A 17,353-nucleotide genomic window follows, 5' to 3' on the forward strand; every position below is an offset into this window, starting at 1 on the left:
CTTCTCTTTTAGTAGTTGATTTTTGGAATAGTAAAGGTACTAATCAAAGTTCTATATTTGTTTAAACACTTTTTTAAATGAGCTTTTTAGATATCATATTGGGACTAATGTTGGTCTGGGGATTTTGGAAAGGGCTGAAAAACGGCCTTTTTGTAGAAATCGCTTCCATAATCGCGCTTATTGCCGGTATTTATGGGGCATTTCACTTTTCCTATATAACCGGGAATTATCTTTCCGATCATATGGAATGGGATGAACAAAACATAAATATCGCAGCATTTATCATTACTTTTATCCTTATTGTTCTGATTGTTCATATAGCGGGAAAATTCTTGACGAAAATTGCCGACTTTGCCATGTTGGGACTTATAAATAAAATTGCGGGAGGTATTTTTGGCGTTTTAAAAGTAGGCGTCATCCTTGGGGCCTTCCTAATTTTCTTTGATCGACTTAGTAGTGAATTTGATATTCTGGATGAGGATACAAAATATGAATCCAAGTTATACCAGCCCATCAAACAAATTGGTGCCTTCGTTTTTGATCGCGTTTTGCGTTCAGGTACCATAACCAAAGAACAATAGTTACCTCCAAAAAAGTTGAAATTATGCGTGTATTTTTTCGCTGATTATGTGCACTTCATCGAAAAAACGTTCCAATACAACCCAGACTATTCAATTTTACTTAATATTAACCTTACGGTATTCCCCTACCGTAAAAGAGAACACAAAAGAATACCCTTCTTACACACCTACTTCCCTGCGGTGAGCGACCTGCTTGCAAATAGAACGTTATATGAAAATGAGATTGCACTACGCTGTCCCGCTTTTCTTTGTACTTATTTTTTCTTGTACAAGTGAGTCGATAGATGAAATTCCAATAGCTACCACAGCAAACATGGTTCTATTGGAGGGGGAGCTTTTGTCTATTGTAAATGATCATCGCATAAGCATGGGTTCCAATGTCTTGGAATTTAGCGAGGTCGCCTACAAATATGCCAATGAGCATACGGACTACATGATAGGAAAGGGAACTATAAGTCACGATAATTTTAGTGCAAGGGCTTCTAGCATACACTCTGAAGTGGAAGTGGAAATGGTCGCAGAAAATATAGCGAAGGACTACAGGACCGCTCAAGAAGTTTTCGAAGGCTGGAACAATAGCTCTAGCCATAAGAAAACAATGGAAGGTGATTTTACCCATACTGCCGTGAGCATTAAAGAAGACAAAGCGGGTAACTTATACTATACACAACTTTTTTACAAAAAATAGTACACCATGTTATCCTAGACTTTTTTATCCTAAGTCCTCTATCGCTTATTGAGTCTATATTTTTGAATATTCGTCGAGCTACTTTATTCCAGGAACGAAAAAATAGATTTTATATAAAATGCAAGGGCAAGTTTTGCAGCAGAAAACATCTTTATTATACAATAATTAAAGCCTTTGAAAAATTCAAAGGCTTTTTTATTCCCCCGGGTTTAGGATAGCCCCCATGGTTTTTTTAACTTTCATTAAAATTATTCAAATGAATATCCAAGCACCCTTTAACCTTAACAAATGGATTGAAGAAAATAGGGAGACTTTAAAGCCTCCTGTGGGCAATAGAAATCTTTATAAAGAGGCTGGGGATTACATTGTGATGATAGTTGCTGGACCCAATGCAAGAAAGGACTATCATTATAACGAGACGGAAGAACTTTTTTATCAATTGGAGGGTACTATTGAAATCCATATTCAGGAAGACGGTCAAAAAAAAACCATGAAATTGGGTCCCGGGGACATGTACTTGCATCCGGCCAAAGTACCCCATTCTCCCGTAAGGCATGAAAATTCTATTGGACTGGTAATAGAACGAAAAAGAGCCCATATGAACGTAGACGATGGGCTACTTTGGTTCTGTGATAATTGTAACCATAAGCTTTATGAGGCTTATTTTACTTTGCACGATATTGAAAAGGATTTTCTTGCCCATTTCAAACATTTCTATGGCTCTAAAGAATTGAGGACCTGTGATAATTGCGGTACGGTAATGCCTGTGGATGAGCGATTTGTACCTAAAGATTAATTATGGGAATTCTAATCGATATTTTAATTGGAATCGTAGCTGCGATGCACCTCTATTTCCTCTATTTTGAGATGTTTGCGTGGACAACCAAGGGAAGAAAAGTGTTCCGAAATTTTCCTGCGGAACTATTTGAACCTACGAAATCCATGGCAGCCAATCAAGGATTGTACAATGGTTTTTTGGCAGCGGGATTAATCTGGTCTTATTTTATAGATGACAATCTATGGAGCGATAACATTGCCCTGTTCTTTCTAGGATGTGTCGTCGTTGCGGGAATCTATGGTGCGTGGACCGTAACCAAAAAAATATTCTTTATTCAAGCCCTACCCGCATTAGGTGCAATTATCCTTATCCTATTTTTTTAATGAGAAATATTATTACGCTTAGCCTTATTCTATCTTTAGCCACCTTAACAGCACAAATGACACCAGAAGAAGTAGTGCAAAAACAATTGGAAAGCTATAACAATAGAGATATTGATGCATTTATGTCTGTCATCGATAAGGACATTACTGTCCATGAATTTTCAAATGGAGCGATTACTATAAAAGGATACGATGATTGTAAGGCGGTCTACGCCAATTTATTTAAAGAATCGCCCCATCTGCACTCGAAAATATTGACCCGAACGATTTTTGAAAATAAAACTATAGACCATGAGTTTATTACAGGAAGAAAAGGAAGTAGTACTCCCATAGAATTGGTATTGATATATGAGGTAGCGCAGGAAAAAATCAATAAAATTACGGTTATCAGAGCGCAAGATTAATTCAGGACTTTATTCGTAGCTTTGTCGAAATTCTAACAATACACATTCAAAAAGTTATAAAAATGTCAAAAGTAGCGGCTGCATTTGGAATAAAAGATGCTCTAAAAGCATTAGGAATAAAAGAAGTCAACGAAGGAACCTCTACCGGTTCGAATAACTTTTCATCAGGGGCAATTATTGAATCCCACTCCCCTGTAGATGGATCACTTATTGGAAAAGTGAAAACCACCTCCAAGGCCGATTACGAAAAAGTTATGTCAACGGCTACCGAGGCATTTCTTTCATGGAGAAAAAAACCCGCACCGCAACGTGGGGAAATCGTCCGTCAGTTTGGAGATAAGCTTAGAGAGTTGAAAGAACCTTTGGGAAAATTGGTTTCCTATGAAATGGGTAAAAGTTATCAAGAAGGTTTAGGAGAAGTACAGGAAATGATAGATATCTGTGATTTTGCAGTTGGTCTTTCCAGGCAGCTTCACGGTCTTACGATGCATTCGGAACGTCCAGGACATAGAATGTACGAGCAGTATCACCCCTTGGGCGTGGTCGGCATTATTTCCGCTTTTAATTTTCCTGTGGCGGTTTGGGCATGGAACACAGCACTTGCGTGGGTTTGTGGTGATGTATGCGTTTGGAAACCTTCGGAAAAAACACCTTTATGTGGGGTTGCCTGTCAAAATATTGCCGCCCAAGTATTTAAGGCAAATGACTTGCCTGAAGGTATTTCTTGTCTTATAAACGGGGATTATAGGGTCGGTGAAATGATGACCCAAGACAAACGAATCCCATTGGTCTCAGCAACGGGCTCTATTCGTATGGGGAAAATTGTCGCACAGGCCGTAGCGGCACGGTTGGGGAAATCTCTTTTGGAATTAGGAGGAAACAACGCTATAATCGTTACGCCGGATGCAGATATTAAAATGACCGTTATCGGTGCCGTTTTTGGAGCGGTTGGAACCGCAGGACAACGGTGTACTTCTACAAGAAGGTTAATTATACACGAGTCCATCTACAATAAAGTAAAAGATGCCGTAGTTGCTGCATATGGTCAACTTCACATTGGAAATCCATTGGATGAAAACAACCATGTTGGTCCATTAATCGATAAGGATGCTGTAAGTCACTATGAAAAGGCATTGGAAAAAGTTGTTGCCGAAGGTGGTAAACTCATTGTTGAGGGCGGGGTTCTTAATGGAGAAGGTTACGAGAGTGGTTGCTATGTAAAGCCCGCTATTGCAGAGGCAGAGCCAAATTTTGAAATCGTACAGCATGAGACGTTTGCTCCTGTTCTTTATTTATTAAAATATTCTGGCGATGTTGAAAATGCCATTACAATTCAGAATGGTGTGGTGCAAGGGCTTTCTTCTGCAATAATGACCAATAATCTTAGGGAGGCGGAACGCTTTCTATCCACCGCAGGAAGCGACTGTGGTATTGCCAATGTAAATATTGGTACTTCAGGAGCAGAAATCGGTGGAGCCTTTGGAGGTGAAAAGGAAACAGGTGGTGGACGTGAAAGTGGATCCGATGCCTGGAAGATATATATGCGTAGGCAAACGAACACTATAAATTATACGGATCAATTACCTCTCGCCCAAGGCATACAGTTTGACCTCTGAAAGCACAATCCTCTCACCCCTTTAATCGCTCGTCGTTTTTAGGGGTCCAAGGGTTGAATAATCTACTTCTTTTTTTTCAAAAATAGTTTAGGCTGTTTCTTGTTCAGAATCGGTGTTTGACCAGCTTCCATGCAACAATGACTGCGTCCCCAGCAGCACAACCATACACATAAACTTGAAAAAATTAACCAGTTTCTTCTTAAGTGTTTTCATTTTCCGTGATTCTTCATTTAATATACCCATTTTAGAAAGAAAAAAATTTTTATCTGTATCAATGGAGGCTGAAATTGTATGAATGGGATATAGTCTAATGTGGGGTTCGAAAAAGCCCCATAACTTGCATAATCATGGGGCCTGTTCTAAAACCAACTAACTCAAATAGATAATAAACTGCCATCCCAATGCCGAAACTTTATCGGGAGCGATAGCGTATTTATTATTACTGTAAGTTCGGAATAATGTAAGTTTCAAAAAACATGAATTACATACTATAGTCATTTATTTGTATGAATGGATAGGTATTCGCTATAATCGGAAAAATTACTCCCTCCTGATTACCAGTAATTAAGAAGACTGAAACCTTAAAATTTTAAGATTTTTTTAATACATTGTGAAACGAACACTAAACATTCCTCAACAATGACGAAAACAACAACAAATCTACTACTGATGTTAATTACCATTCTGGCGGGGACCTACTTTTACATTACCTACTGTAGCGAATGTGGCAGCGTTGATGTACCTGATGAACCTCTCGAAGAAACGGTGATGCCGGCTGAACCAGAGGCCACGTCCTTTCCTTTAGCTTTTAGTGACGGGAATTATGCTTATAATAGCAATGACAACTTTAATTCTAAAAACTCCTCATCTTCCATATTGATGCCTTTGCATGGAAATATGAAAGCTGGTATCAACAGTTTAAAAAGTTTTCAATATAACTCGATGCTACACGAATGGTACGACTAATATGAAACTTGGACTAGACAGTGCCAATTTCGCAAAAGACTATTTTACGCGGAACGGCATTTCGGAAGCTAAAATTGATGTTTCTTCTAAAGAACAAACAGATTTAGTTGAGAGCAATGCCACAGAGCAAAGGCAGGTCTAAAAATAGACGAACCGTAGTTACCCTCAACTAAAGAATAAATCACTAAACATTAAATAATAAGATTATGAATTTTGAGACTATGAATATCTGGTGCTGGTTAATTCCCCTATTGGTTGGAGTAATCTGCGGAATTTTGGGTTATCTAATAGGTAAGAGTGGAAATACCACTATTGACAACTCTGCTGAAATTAAAATATTACAGGATAAGAATGCGAAACTAAAGGCAGATTTAGAGGCCTGTTACAAGAAAGCATCCGCAAGCAGTAACCTAGGGGCTTCGGCTGCTTCTTTTGCGGCTGGTGCTGCAGTTGCTTCCACTCCCTTTGACGCAGCCGCTGCAAAAGCTGTTTTTGGCAAGACCATAAAACAGGACGACCTTAAAGTTATAGAAGGCATTGGACCCAAAATAGAAGGTATGTTCAAGGATTCAGGAATAAAAACATGGAAAGCGTTGTCCGACGCTTCTGTTGCAGACTGCCAAAAAGTACTGGATACAGGAGGAAAAAGATATCAGATACATGATCCAGCCTCCTGGCCCATGCAAGCAAAAATGTGCTACGAAGGCAAATGGGCAGAACTGTTCAAATGGCAAGAAGAGCATGACCACGGAAAATTATAATTACATACCAAAACAAAAAACCCGATCTGAAACAGATCGGGTTTTTTGTTTTTAATATTTTAAATCTATAATGCTCCGTTTGCTTCTACCCACTTAAAGTGGTATTGGTCTTCGGGAAATTTCATACGCTCGGCAATACGTTCCAGTCGTGCCGGTAATTTAATCAGGTAATCCCTAGCCTTTTCGGCCTCCTCGTTAAGCGAGCGAATAGTGTCTAATTCCCAATAGGTATTTAGCTTCTTCAATATATCCACATAATCCTGTGCCGTGTAAACCCCAAGGCGTTGTGCACAATTGGAGAAGTTTTCAAACGCTGATCCAATAGTTCCGCCAGATTCCCTTAAAAAATGGGCGGGCATCACAATTTTTTTCTTCATCATATCTGCAAAGGCCAGCATCATCCCTGATGGATCCTCGCCAAATATGGTTTTAACAAATTCCCTGTAGGCCAAATGATGGCGCATTTCGTCACCTGCGATAATGGTACACATTTTTCCCAGTAAGGCGTTTCCTTTTTTCTTCGCCATCTGTCCGACACGTTTGTGCGAAATATTGGTGGCCAATTCTTGAAAAGATGTATACACAAAATTCTTGTAAGGATCACGATCAGTACCAATGTCAAAGCCATCAGAAATTAAGTGTTGTGTCGTAATCTCTACCTCTCTCATATTTACCCTTCCGGATAAATACAAATATTTGTTCAAAACATCACCATGCCTATTTTCTTCCCCTGTCCAAGCGCGCACCCACTTTGCCCAACCATTGGTCTTATGATCACCATGTTGGTCTATGCCCACCACATCCATCAACCAAGATTCGTAGGTTGGCAACGCTTCCTCGGTAATTGTGTCCGCGACCATAGTCACCCAAAAATCGTAACCCAATTCCTTGCTTTCTTCACGCAGATCCTTCACTTCTTCCAAAAAACCGTCTTTATCTGAATCGGGTAGAAAATCGGTCGGTTGCCAAATATCGGCAATAGGAATAAGAAAAGAATCCATGAATCCTTCTACCTTAGGCTCAAGCGCCTGCATGACTTCTAGTCTTATATTTTTTTCGACCATACTACAATTTTTATCAAAGTTCGTTAATAATATACGGATTTAGGGCGTATTTAACTTCATTTTTCAATTTCTACCAGTTTCATCAGGATAAAATGTATGGACCGGATCACTTTGCCAATATTTTTTGGTGTTTACGTCCATTATTGTCAATGGTCCCATGAAAGCGGCTCCTGTATCAATATTCCATACATTAGCCCCCTTCTGTGGGGTAGTTTTACCCATTCTCGTTACTGGGGTGTGGCCAATATAAATTTCTTTATAGTTGGTTAGCCTCTTAGGGTAATGTAGGTCATTTTCGTTCAAGTTCGGATTTAAGGACATCGCTAATTCCCAAAGTGTCCTGTCCCAATAAAAGGTTTTCGTAAAATACTCATGTTCTATCCCTTTGAGGTTGGTAAAACCCGCATGAAGGAACAATCTTTGGTCATCATCCAAATAATAGTTCTTGAGACTCTCATAAAACCTAATATGTGCTGCCTTGGTTTGTTGTTCTATATTTTCGTAGGACTTTGCGGTGGCCTCCCCACCATGCATTAACCACGTAGGGTTATCCGTAGTGTTAACAAGCCACTGGTAACAAAGTTCATCGTGATTACCGCGGAGAAATACACAGCGGTATGTCTTATCCAAGTCTAGTAAAAAATTCACTGTTTCAACGGCTTGGCTCCATCCGTCTATGTAATCCCCTAAAAAAATTAGGGTATCCCTAGTTGTAATTTCAACTCTCTTCAATACTTGTTGCAAGGCCTTTAGGCCTGAATGAATATCCCCTATAACTAATGTTCGTCCTGAAATCATTTTGCAAAAATCGCAATTAGTCCTATGACCACAAGAATGAAAACTACTAAAAAGAAAATTTTCCAGAAAGAATAAGGCCTACTTCCACTCAAAACTCCGGATTGCCCGTTAATGTAGAAATGAAATTCTTTCCCATTATAACGATAGGAACTAATGTAGACCGGTAATAAAATATGTTTAAAAGTTTCATCGGATAGTTTGATATCTGCATTGGCAATGCGTTGTGTATCTCCACCGATGTCCCTTCGTATCCAGTTGTAAGCAATATTTTTTGCTTTCTGAAAGGATTGGTGATGGCCATCCTTCAAGGAAATAGTATATTTTTCCGTTACAAACCCCGACAAGTACTTGGAGTTGAAAACCACCATCTCCTTTAAATTCCAGAAGGCAATTTTAGAAGGAATTTCCCTGCTCTTTTTTTGGGACGCATTTATGAGAATATCATCCACAAAACCGTTAACTGTACCGGATGCATATGTCCATTTAGTTTTTCGCACCTGTCTCGTTCTTTTCCCTTTATCGGTATTGTAGGTTTGGGTCTCATAATAATAATCTCCTCTTTGTCCTTGATAGGAAGCAAAAAGGTTGGCATCAAAGGTCCAATAGGGCAGGTATAAACCATGCAATCCTTCCGGATTCAAGGCAGCCTTTTTGAGATTATCAGGGGCAAACCAAAGGCTTCTAACCCAAGTTTTGAAAATTGCCCTTGCTTCTTTTACGTCCAACTGAAAAGGCACCAGAGCACTCGGTAAAATCCAACCCTCGGTTTCTACATCCTCACGAATTAAAGGTTCCCCGCAATAAACACAATCTAAAGATTTATAGTTCTCCTCTACATGTTGGTTGGCCCCGCAATTTTTGCAGTGGAGTAACTCAATAGTCTCGGTATAGGCATTTTCCCCAACTATCTTTAAATAGTGCTCCAGTTCCAATTCCTCAAAACTACTTTTGGACTGTTCAATGAATTCCTCGTAGCCACAATAGGCACACTGAAGTTGGTGGGAACCGGGTTTGAACTTTAATTCGGCCCCACAGTTGGCACAGGCCTTTTTATGCTCGGAATTTTGAATGTCTTGCATCGATTAAATTGTGTCATGTACAGTTCATGGAGGCGTCCATCACTTATTGTAGATTGCTTCAACAATAATAATAATGACCCCTAATTAGAAGGTAATGGTGGTGGAGTATTTCCTCCTAGAAAAGACTTCAACTCTTCAATATCCTTTAAACTAGTCCAATTGGCCATTCCCTGTTTCCAAATCAAAGAATCCCTATTTATGGTTCTACTGGCGAACAGCTCTTTTAATTTATCAAAAGATACCGGTCCTGATTGTTGGCCATTTACCGCATAGTAATAACTCACTTGCACAGGAACAGGAGGAGGGGCTGCTTGAGCTTGTTGGGGTTGCGCACCAAAAGGTTGTCCTGTCGGTTGTCCCATCATGCTTCCCATTTGTTGAGCCAGTACAAAACCCATTCCCATTCCCATGCCGGCGCCTGCCGTGCCACCTTCGTTCTTAGCCGCTGCTTCCATTGCTTTAGCAGCCTTAAACTGTGCCAATTTTGTCATATCCAGTTTATCCAGACGGCTGTATTCAAAAATCTCTTTTTTCAGCTCTTCTGGCATGGAGACATTTTCTATATAAAATTTCTCCAGCTCAATACCCACCCGACCAAACTCGGGCTGCATCACTTGCTGACAAGTCTCCGAAAGCTCACTCGTATTAGCTGCGTAAAGTTCAATGGGCAGGTTAGCTTCTCCAATTGTGTCCGTAAATCGGGTTACGATAAGGCTCTTCAGATGTTCATTGATCTCGTAGTTCGTAAAATTACCATCCGTACCAACAACGTCCACCACAAATTTACCCGGGTCACTAATTCTAAAACTGTAAGTGCCAAAAGCGCGGATTTCTACCAGTCCAAAACGGTCATCGCTTAACATGAATGGATTTTTGGTTCCCCATTTTTCATCTGTAAAAAGGCGGGTGTTCACAAAATAGACCTCAGCTTTAAAAGGACTATCAAAACCATATTTCCATCCTTTTAACGTAGTTAGGATGGGTAAATTTTTTGTGTTCAAAGTATAGGTTCCCGGTTTGAAAACATCGGCAAGTTGTCCTTCATTGACGAAAACTGCGGTCTGGCCTTCACGAACAATAAGTTGTGCATTATTTTTTATTTCGTTCTGGTACCTTTCAAATCGATATACAATGGTATCATTGGTAGTGTCCAGCCATTCAATTATGTCTATAAATTCATGGCTTAGTTTTTTCTTGATTTCGTCGAAGATGCTCATTTTCTTATTTATTTTCAATTACATCAAAAAGGTAGGGAATTCTATTCTTCGTCACAAGATTGGATGCAAAAACTACTACAACGTTTGCATGCTTGGCTTACGGCATAATTTGAACAATAACCATTAAAATTATGCTTTAAGCTACTTTTTCTAATTAATTTAGATAAATTGAAAAATTAAAACCGCATGAAAAACATTTATTGCATAGGTGAGCTACTTATAGACTTCGTTGCTGAAAAACAGGGAAAAGATTTGTCCAAGGCCAACGAATTTTCTAAAAAAGCTGGTGGTGCACCTGCCAATGTAGCCTGTGCAATTAGTAAGCTTGGAGGTAAGGGTATTTTTATTGGGTGTGTAGGAGACGACCCTTTTGGCAAGTTCCTTCTAAATGTACTAGAGGAAGCGGAAGTAGATATTTCATTGGTTCAAAAATCTGAAGTTTTTACCACTATGGCTTTTGTCTCCAATGATGAAGATGGTGAAAGAGATTTTGTGTTTAGCAGAGGAGCGGATAGGGAGTTAAAATATGATTCTTCCCTAAAAATTAAATTCAAAGATAACATGGTACACTTTGGTGCTGCAACAGCACTACTTGGCGGTAACTTGGAGGACGCTTATAATAGGTACTTTTTTGATGCGCTAACGCAAAAATCATTCATAAGTTTTGACCCTAATTACCGAGTAGACCTATGGAAAGGAAAAGAGGATATTTTCATTAAAAAATGTATGCCTTTTATTCAAAAATCGAACTTGTGTAAATTTAGTTTAGATGAGGCTTTTCTCATCTCCAAGATGGATACACTAGAAGAAGCCTGCCAATACCTTCATGACATTGGGGCACCAATTATTGTTATAACATTAGGTGGGGATGGCACTTATATAAGTATGGCTAATTTTAAGACCACAGTTAAAAGCATTAAAGTAGACCCGGTTGATACTACTGGCGCAGGGGATGCTTTCATTGGATGTTTGTTAAAGCAAATTTCGGGACTGGACAACTGGGATAAACTACATGAGAAACCTGAAACATTAAGAGATATGGTTGCTTTGGCAAACAGAGCTGGTGCAATTACGACCACCAAATATGGTGCAATAAACGCGCTACCAACCCAAAACCAACTCGTATCCTAGCATGAACCAAGCTGCATTACATCGCCTTTTAACTTCTAAAGAGGGCATAAAGGGTACACATCCTACAGAAGATTTATTCAATATACGATTGGCGACGAATTTATCCCTAATAAAAACGTTGTTCTTCTCCCTATATCCAGAATCTTTAAAAAATAAAATCCATTTCCATAATCTTTTGGATTCGATGGAGCAATTATTTGAACTGAGACCGGACGAGCTTAAAACGCTAGACCTAAAAAGAATAGAGCAAGGAAATTGGTATCAAAACGAACGATTGGTAGGTATGCAGTTATATGTGGATCGCTTCAACAAAGACCTTAACGGATTAGTGAATAAGCTTTCCTATTTGAATAATCTTGGTATAAATTTTCTCCATATAATGCCGATAACAACCAGACCTAGTGGAGAAAGTGATGGAGGTTATGCTGTAAACAATTATCATGAAATTGACCCTAAATTTGGAACAAAAGCCGATTTTCTAGCGCTTACCGCTTTAGCAAGATCTAAGAATATTCTTCTTATGCTGGATTTTGTGGTAAACCATACTTCAGATGAATTTAGTTGGGCCAAAAAGGCTAAGGCAGGAGATGAAAAGTATCAAAATTATTATTATACCTATCCCGATAGGACTATTCCGGATGAGTTCGAAAAAACATTACCTGAAATTTTCCCTGAATCCGCTCCTGGCAGTTTTACCCATGTCCCGGAGATGGATAAATGGGTCATGACCTGTTTTAATAGTTATCAATGGGACCTGAACTACTCCAATCCCGAGGTTTTTATTGAAATGCTAGGCAATTTGGTAAAAATGGCAAATATGGGAATAGACGTGGTGCGCTTTGATGCTTTGGCCTTTCTCTGGAAAAAACTAGGTACCATTTCCCAGAACCTGCCGGAAGCCCATCAATTAATTTCCCTGTTTAGGTTATGTCTTCAAGTAATTGCCCCTGGGGTCATACTCTTAGCGGAGGCCATAGTGGCCCCTAGAAATATTATAAAATATTTTGGGGAGGGAATTTTAGAAGGCAACGAGTGTGAAGTGGCCTATAATGCTTCTTTAATGGCCCTCCTTTGGAATTCTATCGCTACAAAACAGACTTCTTTGCTCTATAAAAGTCTTATGGAAATCCCTGCCAAGCCAAACGATGCGACATGGATCAATTACATCCGCTGTCATGACGATATCGGTTTGGGATATGACGATGATTTCATAAGGGACATGGGGTGGAACCCCAATGCCCACAGAAAGTTTCTACTGGATTACTATTGCCAAGGCTTGGAATGGTCTCCGGCAAAAGGATTAATTTTTATGTATAATCCTAAAAACGGGGATGGTAGAATTACAGGAAGTGCAGCTTCCCTCCTGGGGCTGGAAAAAGCTTTGGAGGAAAAGGATAAGGTGGCAATTAACCTATCTATTGCTAAAATTTTGATGTTACATGGTATTATTCTCTCTTATGGGGGAATTCCTGTGATTTACATGGGAGACGAAATAGGAACATTGAACGATTACTCTTTCCGGACCAACGAAGAACATAAAAACGATAGTAGATGGGTAAACAGGCCCGTACAGGATTGGAAAATTGTGGACAAGCTCAAATCGAAAAAAAACCATAGTTACAAAATCTATAGTGGCCTGAAGAAATTGATACAATTGCGTAAAGGGTTACCACTGTTAGCAGATAACAATAACTTGGTCCTACATCCTTCTTCTAATAGCCATGTTTTCGTCTTTGAGCGCACAAGAGAAAGCGGTGGTTTATGGGTTGTATCCAATTTTGATGAAGAGACACAGTTTCTAGAAGTGGCTTGGTTGTTCTCTATTGGAATATCTTTTGGCAGAAATCCTAAAGACCTCATTACTAAGAAAGATCTTGTGCTGAATGAAGGGCGCTTAAAACTGAGCCCTTATCAACATCTGTGGATTACAATTGATTAGTTGTACTTTACTTTTCTAATGATACGAAGTGCCTCTTTGAACGAATCATAAACTTCGGGAAAATTCTCTTTTACCAATTTTCTACCCTTTTCTAGTTTTGTTTTCGCCTCTTCAAATCCGTTTAAATAACTAATGAGATACGTATCTGATAAATGATTCAAATCCTCCTTTTCGGAAGGGTTCAGTGCTATATTTTTTTCAATTTTAAAGAGTAAACTGTTGTTAGCGTTGAAAATATGGTGTAATGTTTTCTTATCGTATTCAGGAGGTGAAAAAACAAGTTCGGATTGTATTTGATACTTACCGTTGTCCTTAAAATTAATCACCACTTCCTCCAAAGGATAATACTTCTGTTTTTTGCCTAGCCCCAATTGTACGAACTCGATTGTTTTAAACGAATGGTCATCGTAGGATATGGTAACCTCGTCCAAGTTGGAGTAAAATAGTTTGACCTGTTCATTGATCAATTCAATGTCAACACGGTAGTAATAGGTTTCGCCTTTGACCGTTTTTTTCTTTCCTGCCCAGCAAACTACGAACTGCTCCTTAAAAACTTTATAATCGCTTTCAAGGTCTTTATGCCGATTATTCATAAAATCAATTACGCCGTCCAGCGTAAGTTCAATATTATTCCGAGCATGCTGTTCTATGGTAGCGACCACTTTGGAATTTATGTCCTTAAGTTCAATTCCATCTGCTTTTGGCAAGCTGATACTTCCTTCCCTAAAATAGACGGTGCCCCCATAGTACTTCCAAATATTCCTACGAAGAGCGCAAACTTTGCCATTAGAAGTGATGGTCACCAAACCTACGACTTTCCCTTCCGGAAGGTGTGGAAAGGGTATGTTCTCATAAGAGATTAAAGGAGGATTGTCCAGATATGCGTTTACCAGATTCTGAATCTTACTGTCATCAAAGAAATCTACGCCAACAATCTTGTTATCTTCGTCTTCCACTCCAACAACAACGAAGGAATTGTTCCTTGGGTTACTATTTGCCAGAGCGCAAACATGCTTTAAAAATTTTGCCTTGCCTTCTCTTTCGCCAATGGCTATATATCGCTTTTTATCATAAAAACTATTTTCGTCGTTATGAGCGAGTAAGTTTTTAACCAATAATCGCTTATTGATCATAAATCTTTGTTGACAATTGTTGATGAAGCCTGTGCCGTAGGCATAACGACCAAATCCGCAATATTTACATGATATGGCCTCGTGATCACAAAATGTATGATATCTGCGATATCTTCCGGTTTCAAAGGCTGAAATCCCTTATAAACGGTTTCAGCTCTTTTTTCATCACCCTTAAACCTTACATTACTGAACTCTGTTTCTACTAAGCCGGGATTCACGGCTCCAACCCGTATTCCAAGTCCATTTAAATCTATTCGCATTCCTTGATTAATAGCGTCTACGGCATGCTTACTGGCACAGTAAACATTGCCTTTGGGATATACCTCTTTCCCTGCGGTAGAACCAATATTGATAATATGGCCTGCCTTTCGATTGATCATTTGAGGAAGTAATGCCTTGGATACATACAATAACCCTTTTACATTAATGTCCAACATGGCATCCCAATCCTCCAAATTACCCTCTTGGATAGTGTCCAAACCATGTGCGTTTCCAGCATTGTTTATAAGAATGTCAATTTTTGAAAAGTCCTCTGGAAGCCCTTTCACAGCTTGTTGCACGGCAATTTTGTCCCGAATGTCAAAATTCAAGATATGAACATCAGTTTTGGCACCCAATTGATTTTTTAAATCTTCCAAACGTTCCTGTCTTCTCCCACAAAGTACCAAGCGAATTTTTTGCTTGGCGAAAAGCTCAGCTGTGGCTTTCCCTATGCCACTAGTGGCCCCGGTAATAAATGCTGTTTTCATCATAGTATAAAATTTTAAGCCACTTCATATCCGTTACTGGCCTCTAAAAGAATAAACCAGTCATCTAGCTCCATTTTCAATTTGACCGCCTCCATTGACAGCGCTAGCCGATCTGGGGTAGCGGTTCCCACAACAGGATGAATATTTGCAGGGTGCTTTAGAATCCAGGCCAACAGGAGTTGGTCCTCTGTGGCTTCGTATTTCTTTGAAAGCTCTTTTAAGATCTTTTTAATTCGAGTTGTTTGTTTTGTTTTTTCCTTAAAATATAATCCCAGGGGGCTCCAAGACATGGCAAGGCGATGCTTTGTAAGACAATCGTCCAAAGTCCCTTCATACATTACCTCATTCGCAGTTAGCGAAAATTCTACTTGATTGGCCTCTACGGGAAGCCTCGTCTCTAAGAGCGCTATTTGAGACGGCGTAAAATTAGACACCCCAAATTGCCTGATTTTTCCCTCTTTTTTAAGTTTATGAACGGCTTGGGAAATCTCATCCGGATGCATCAAAGGACTAGGCCTGTGTAATAGCAAGAGGTCCAAATATTCTGTTTGCAGCAATTTCAGTGACCTTTCGGCAGACCACAGAATATAATCACTCCCGTAATTGTAATGCTTTACTTCATTCTTTCTTGTTTCTGAGTCGAATTGAATGCCGCATTTGCTAATCAATTGGATATTCTCCCGCTTTATGGCACTTTTCCCAAAGGCTTTACCAAACTGTTCCTCATTGGTATAATCACCATAAATATCAGCATGGTCAAAGGTGGTTATATCAAGCTCCAAACATCGGTGCATTAATAACTCCATTTCAGCGGTAGAAAGCTCTTTTCCCCAATTGCCCCATGTCATGGTGCCAGCAATAATTCTGGAATACTTGGATGTCTCTTTCATAAGCCAGTGAAATTAAAAAGAAATCCCTTAAATCCTTCATAAAAATAGGGGGTTTTCCCTTTTTTTAACCAATCGTTAACAGCTACTCAATGAATAAATTTTCAATTTGCACAACTGTTAAAATCATAACCAACCAACACCAAAAATTTAAACTGTTAAATGGAAGAAAATACAACTGTAGACGTTAGTGCGGTAAACGAAAAAATTGCCCAAGAAAGTGCTTTTATTGACTTACTTATTTTAGAAATGAATAAGGTGATCGTAGGTCAAAAGCACATGGTAGAAAGGTTGCTTATTGGGCTATTGGGCCAGGGTCACATCTTATTGGAAGGTGTTCCCGGTTTGGCAAAAACATTGGCCATCAATACTTTGGCGAAAGCCGTAAAAGGAAGTTTCAGCAGAATACAATTTACACCAGATTTGTTACCGGCCGATGTAGTAGGTACCATGATATACAATATGAAGGAGAACGATTTCTCCATAAAAAAGGGACCCATATTTGCCAACTTCGTTTTGGCGGATGAGATTAACCGTGCCCCGGCCAAGGTACAATCGGCGTTATTGGAAGCCATGCAGGAAAAGCAGGTTACCATTGGGGATGAAACCTTTATCCTGGATAAACCCTTCTTGGTCATGGCCACACAAAACCCGGTAGAACAAGAAGGAACCTATCCTTTGCCAGAAGCTCAGGTAGACCGTTTTATGCTAAAAACGGTAATCGACTATCCTAAGATGAACGAGGAGCAAATGATAATGCGCCAGAACCTTTTGGGGGCGTACGAGACAGTAAAACCCGTAGTTTCCTTAAAGCAAATACTTAGTGCCCAGCAGGCGGTCCGTGAGGTCTACATGGACGAAAAAATTGAAAAGTATATTTTAGATATTGTTTTTGCTACCAGATATCCTGAAAAATATAATCTAGAGAACCTGAAACCCCTCATCAGTTTTGGAGCATCGCCAAGGGGAAGTATCAACCTAGGTAACGCTGCCAAATGTTATGCATTCATAAAGCGTAGAGGTTATGTGGTGCCCGAAGATGTTAGGGCCGTTGTGCATGATGTCCTGAGGCACAGAATTGGGATTACATACGAGGCGGAAGCCGAAAATATTACTTCCGAAGAAATAATCAATAAGATTGTTAACGAGATTGAAGTACCATAAATCAGTTCACGGTTA

The 17,353-nt window shown here is 39.4% G+C and carries 19 protein-coding genes; 12 read left to right on the forward strand and 7 right to left on the reverse strand.

Annotation, left to right across the window (positions count from 1 at the left end):
- Positions 1 to 77: 77 nt before the first annotated feature.
- The 9 genes from N8A89_RS07080 (at position 78) to N8A89_RS07120 (ending at position 6,177) form a co-directional block, all read left to right on the forward strand.
- Positions 78 to 581 (forward strand): CvpA family protein, encoded by a 504-nt coding sequence (locus tag N8A89_RS07080; RefSeq protein WP_281541631.1) that lies wholly within the window; start codon positions 78 to 80, stop codon positions 579 to 581.
- Between the two features lie 211 nt (positions 582 to 792).
- Entirely contained in the window at positions 793 to 1,269 is a 477-nt protein-coding gene (locus N8A89_RS07085; protein ID WP_281541632.1) for a CAP domain-containing protein, read from the forward strand.
- 256 nt (positions 1,270 to 1,525) lie between these two features.
- Entirely contained in the window at positions 1,526 to 2,065 is a 540-nt protein-coding gene (locus N8A89_RS07090) for a 3-hydroxyanthranilate 3,4-dioxygenase (protein ID WP_289645168.1), read from the forward strand.
- Between the two features lie 2 nt (positions 2,066 to 2,067).
- Positions 2,068 to 2,430, forward strand: coding sequence for a DUF1304 domain-containing protein (locus N8A89_RS07095; protein ID WP_281541633.1), 363 nt, complete (start codon positions 2,068 to 2,070; stop codon positions 2,428 to 2,430).
- Positions 2,430 to 2,834 (forward strand): nuclear transport factor 2 family protein, encoded by a 405-nt coding sequence (locus N8A89_RS07100; RefSeq protein WP_281541634.1) that lies wholly within the window; start codon positions 2,430 to 2,432, stop codon positions 2,832 to 2,834. Before N8A89_RS07095 ends, N8A89_RS07100 begins: the two co-directional genes overlap by 1 nt.
- A 62-nt stretch (positions 2,835 to 2,896) precedes the next feature.
- On the forward strand, positions 2,897 to 4,450 hold the full coding sequence (amaB, locus tag N8A89_RS07105) for an L-piperidine-6-carboxylate dehydrogenase (protein WP_289645169.1): 1,554 nt from the start codon (positions 2,897 to 2,899) through the stop codon (positions 4,448 to 4,450).
- 639 nt (positions 4,451 to 5,089) lie between these two features.
- Complete coding sequence (locus N8A89_RS07110) at positions 5,090 to 5,416, forward strand: hypothetical protein (protein WP_281541635.1); 327 nt, start codon at positions 5,090 to 5,092, stop codon at positions 5,414 to 5,416.
- A gap of 1 nt (position 5,417) precedes the next feature.
- Entirely contained in the window at positions 5,418 to 5,558 is a 141-nt protein-coding gene (locus tag N8A89_RS07115; RefSeq protein ID WP_281541636.1) for an OmpA family protein, read from the forward strand.
- A 64-nt stretch (positions 5,559 to 5,622) separates the two neighbouring features.
- Positions 5,623 to 6,177, forward strand: a complete 555-nt coding sequence (locus tag N8A89_RS07120) for a hypothetical protein (protein ID WP_281541637.1) — start codon at positions 5,623 to 5,625, stop codon at positions 6,175 to 6,177.
- A gap of 65 nt (positions 6,178 to 6,242) precedes the next feature.
- On the opposite strand, the gene N8A89_RS07125 is transcribed toward N8A89_RS07120, so the two are convergent.
- The 4 genes from N8A89_RS07125 to N8A89_RS07140 all read right to left on the reverse strand — a co-directional run bounded on the left by N8A89_RS07125 (position 6,243) and on the right by N8A89_RS07140 (position 10,335).
- On the reverse strand, positions 6,243 to 7,241 hold the full coding sequence (locus N8A89_RS07125; RefSeq protein ID WP_289645170.1) for an acyl-ACP desaturase: 999 nt from the start codon (positions 7,239 to 7,241) through the stop codon (positions 6,243 to 6,245).
- A gap of 63 nt (positions 7,242 to 7,304) precedes the next feature.
- Positions 7,305 to 8,039, reverse strand: coding sequence for a metallophosphoesterase family protein (locus N8A89_RS07130; RefSeq protein ID WP_281541638.1), 735 nt, complete (start codon positions 8,037 to 8,039; stop codon positions 7,305 to 7,307).
- The gene (locus tag N8A89_RS07135; protein WP_281541639.1) at positions 8,036 to 9,118 is read right to left on the reverse strand and encodes a TFIIB-type zinc ribbon-containing protein; all 1,083 of its coding nucleotides are present in this window, start codon (positions 9,116 to 9,118) and stop codon (positions 8,036 to 8,038) included. The genes N8A89_RS07130 and N8A89_RS07135 overlap by 4 nt, the downstream gene beginning before the upstream one ends.
- An 80-nt stretch (positions 9,119 to 9,198) precedes the next feature.
- On the reverse strand, positions 9,199 to 10,335 hold the full coding sequence (locus N8A89_RS07140) for an SPFH domain-containing protein (RefSeq protein ID WP_281541640.1): 1,137 nt from the start codon (positions 10,333 to 10,335) through the stop codon (positions 9,199 to 9,201).
- Between the two features lie 186 nt (positions 10,336 to 10,521).
- Here N8A89_RS07140 and N8A89_RS07145 point away from each other — a divergent pair, with 186 nt between their 5' ends.
- On the forward strand, positions 10,522 to 11,466 hold the full coding sequence (locus N8A89_RS07145; RefSeq protein ID WP_281541641.1) for a carbohydrate kinase family protein: 945 nt from the start codon (positions 10,522 to 10,524) through the stop codon (positions 11,464 to 11,466).
- 1 nt (position 11,467) lies between these two features.
- A complete protein-coding gene (locus tag N8A89_RS07150) occupies positions 11,468 to 13,405 on the forward strand; it encodes an alpha-amylase family protein (RefSeq protein WP_289645171.1) in 1,938 nt (645 codons plus the stop codon).
- On the opposite strand, the gene N8A89_RS07155 is transcribed toward N8A89_RS07150, so the two are convergent.
- The 3 genes from N8A89_RS07155 to N8A89_RS07165 are packed head-to-tail and all read right to left on the reverse strand — an operon-like array spanning position 13,402 to position 16,177.
- Positions 13,402 to 14,538, reverse strand: a complete 1,137-nt coding sequence (locus N8A89_RS07155; protein ID WP_289645172.1) for an ATP-binding protein — start codon at positions 14,536 to 14,538, stop codon at positions 13,402 to 13,404. The genes N8A89_RS07150 and N8A89_RS07155 overlap by 4 nt on opposite strands.
- A complete protein-coding gene (locus N8A89_RS07160) occupies positions 14,535 to 15,290 on the reverse strand; it encodes an SDR family NAD(P)-dependent oxidoreductase (RefSeq protein WP_281541644.1) in 756 nt (251 codons plus the stop codon). The genes N8A89_RS07155 and N8A89_RS07160 overlap by 4 nt, the downstream gene beginning before the upstream one ends.
- An 11-nt stretch (positions 15,291 to 15,301) precedes the next feature.
- The gene (locus N8A89_RS07165) at positions 15,302 to 16,177 is read right to left on the reverse strand and encodes an aldo/keto reductase (protein WP_281541645.1); all 876 of its coding nucleotides are present in this window, start codon (positions 16,175 to 16,177) and stop codon (positions 15,302 to 15,304) included.
- Between the two features lie 159 nt (positions 16,178 to 16,336).
- Between N8A89_RS07165 and N8A89_RS07170 the strand changes: the two genes are divergently transcribed.
- On the forward strand, positions 16,337 to 17,338 hold the full coding sequence (locus tag N8A89_RS07170) for an AAA family ATPase (RefSeq protein WP_281541646.1): 1,002 nt from the start codon (positions 16,337 to 16,339) through the stop codon (positions 17,336 to 17,338).
- Positions 17,339 to 17,353 lie beyond the last annotated feature (15 nt).

Source organism: Maribacter aestuarii, from assembly GCF_027474845.2.
Classification (GTDB): Bacteria; Bacteroidota; Bacteroidia; order Flavobacteriales; family Flavobacteriaceae; genus Maribacter; species Maribacter aestuarii.

What these genes read in the sequence shown, in the direction of transcription:
- N8A89_RS07130 (WP_281541638.1), bottom strand. Translation starts at nt 8,039, where the DNA reads ATGATTTCAGGACGAACATTAGTTATAGGGGATATTCATTCAGGCCTA.
- N8A89_RS07120 (WP_281541637.1), top strand. Translation starts at nt 5,623, where the DNA reads ATGAATTTTGAGACTATGAATATCTGGTGCTGGTTAATTCCCCTATTG.
- N8A89_RS07110 (WP_281541635.1), top strand. Translation starts at nt 5,090, where the DNA reads ATGACGAAAACAACAACAAATCTACTACTGATGTTAATTACCATTCTG.
- N8A89_RS07095 (WP_281541633.1), top strand. Translation starts at nt 2,068, where the DNA reads ATGGGAATTCTAATCGATATTTTAATTGGAATCGTAGCTGCGATGCAC.
- N8A89_RS07090 (WP_289645168.1), top strand. Translation starts at nt 1,526, where the DNA reads ATGAATATCCAAGCACCCTTTAACCTTAACAAATGGATTGAAGAAAAT.
- amaB (WP_289645169.1), top strand. Translation starts at nt 2,897, where the DNA reads ATGTCAAAAGTAGCGGCTGCATTTGGAATAAAAGATGCTCTAAAAGCA.
- N8A89_RS07125 (WP_289645170.1), bottom strand. Translation starts at nt 7,241, where the DNA reads ATGGTCGAAAAAAATATAAGACTAGAAGTCATGCAGGCGCTTGAGCCT.
- N8A89_RS07145 (WP_281541641.1), top strand. Translation starts at nt 10,522, where the DNA reads ATGAAAAACATTTATTGCATAGGTGAGCTACTTATAGACTTCGTTGCT.
- N8A89_RS07155 (WP_289645172.1), bottom strand. Translation starts at nt 14,538, where the DNA reads ATGATCAATAAGCGATTATTGGTTAAAAACTTACTCGCTCATAACGAC.
- N8A89_RS07150 (WP_289645171.1), top strand. Translation starts at nt 11,468, where the DNA reads ATGAACCAAGCTGCATTACATCGCCTTTTAACTTCTAAAGAGGGCATA.
- N8A89_RS07115 (WP_281541636.1), top strand. Translation starts at nt 5,418, where the DNA reads ATGAAACTTGGACTAGACAGTGCCAATTTCGCAAAAGACTATTTTACG.
- N8A89_RS07170 (WP_281541646.1), top strand. Translation starts at nt 16,337, where the DNA reads ATGGAAGAAAATACAACTGTAGACGTTAGTGCGGTAAACGAAAAAATT.
- N8A89_RS07135 (WP_281541639.1), bottom strand. Translation starts at nt 9,118, where the DNA reads ATGCAAGACATTCAAAATTCCGAGCATAAAAAGGCCTGTGCCAACTGT.
- N8A89_RS07080 (WP_281541631.1), top strand. Translation starts at nt 78, where the DNA reads ATGAGCTTTTTAGATATCATATTGGGACTAATGTTGGTCTGGGGATTT.
- N8A89_RS07100 (WP_281541634.1), top strand. Translation starts at nt 2,430, where the DNA reads ATGAGAAATATTATTACGCTTAGCCTTATTCTATCTTTAGCCACCTTA.
- N8A89_RS07140 (WP_281541640.1), bottom strand. Translation starts at nt 10,335, where the DNA reads ATGAGCATCTTCGACGAAATCAAGAAAAAACTAAGCCATGAATTTATA.
- N8A89_RS07085 (WP_281541632.1), top strand. Translation starts at nt 793, where the DNA reads ATGAAAATGAGATTGCACTACGCTGTCCCGCTTTTCTTTGTACTTATT.
- N8A89_RS07165 (WP_281541645.1), bottom strand. Translation starts at nt 16,177, where the DNA reads ATGAAAGAGACATCCAAGTATTCCAGAATTATTGCTGGCACCATGACA.
- N8A89_RS07160 (WP_281541644.1), bottom strand. Translation starts at nt 15,290, where the DNA reads ATGATGAAAACAGCATTTATTACCGGGGCCACTAGTGGCATAGGGAAA.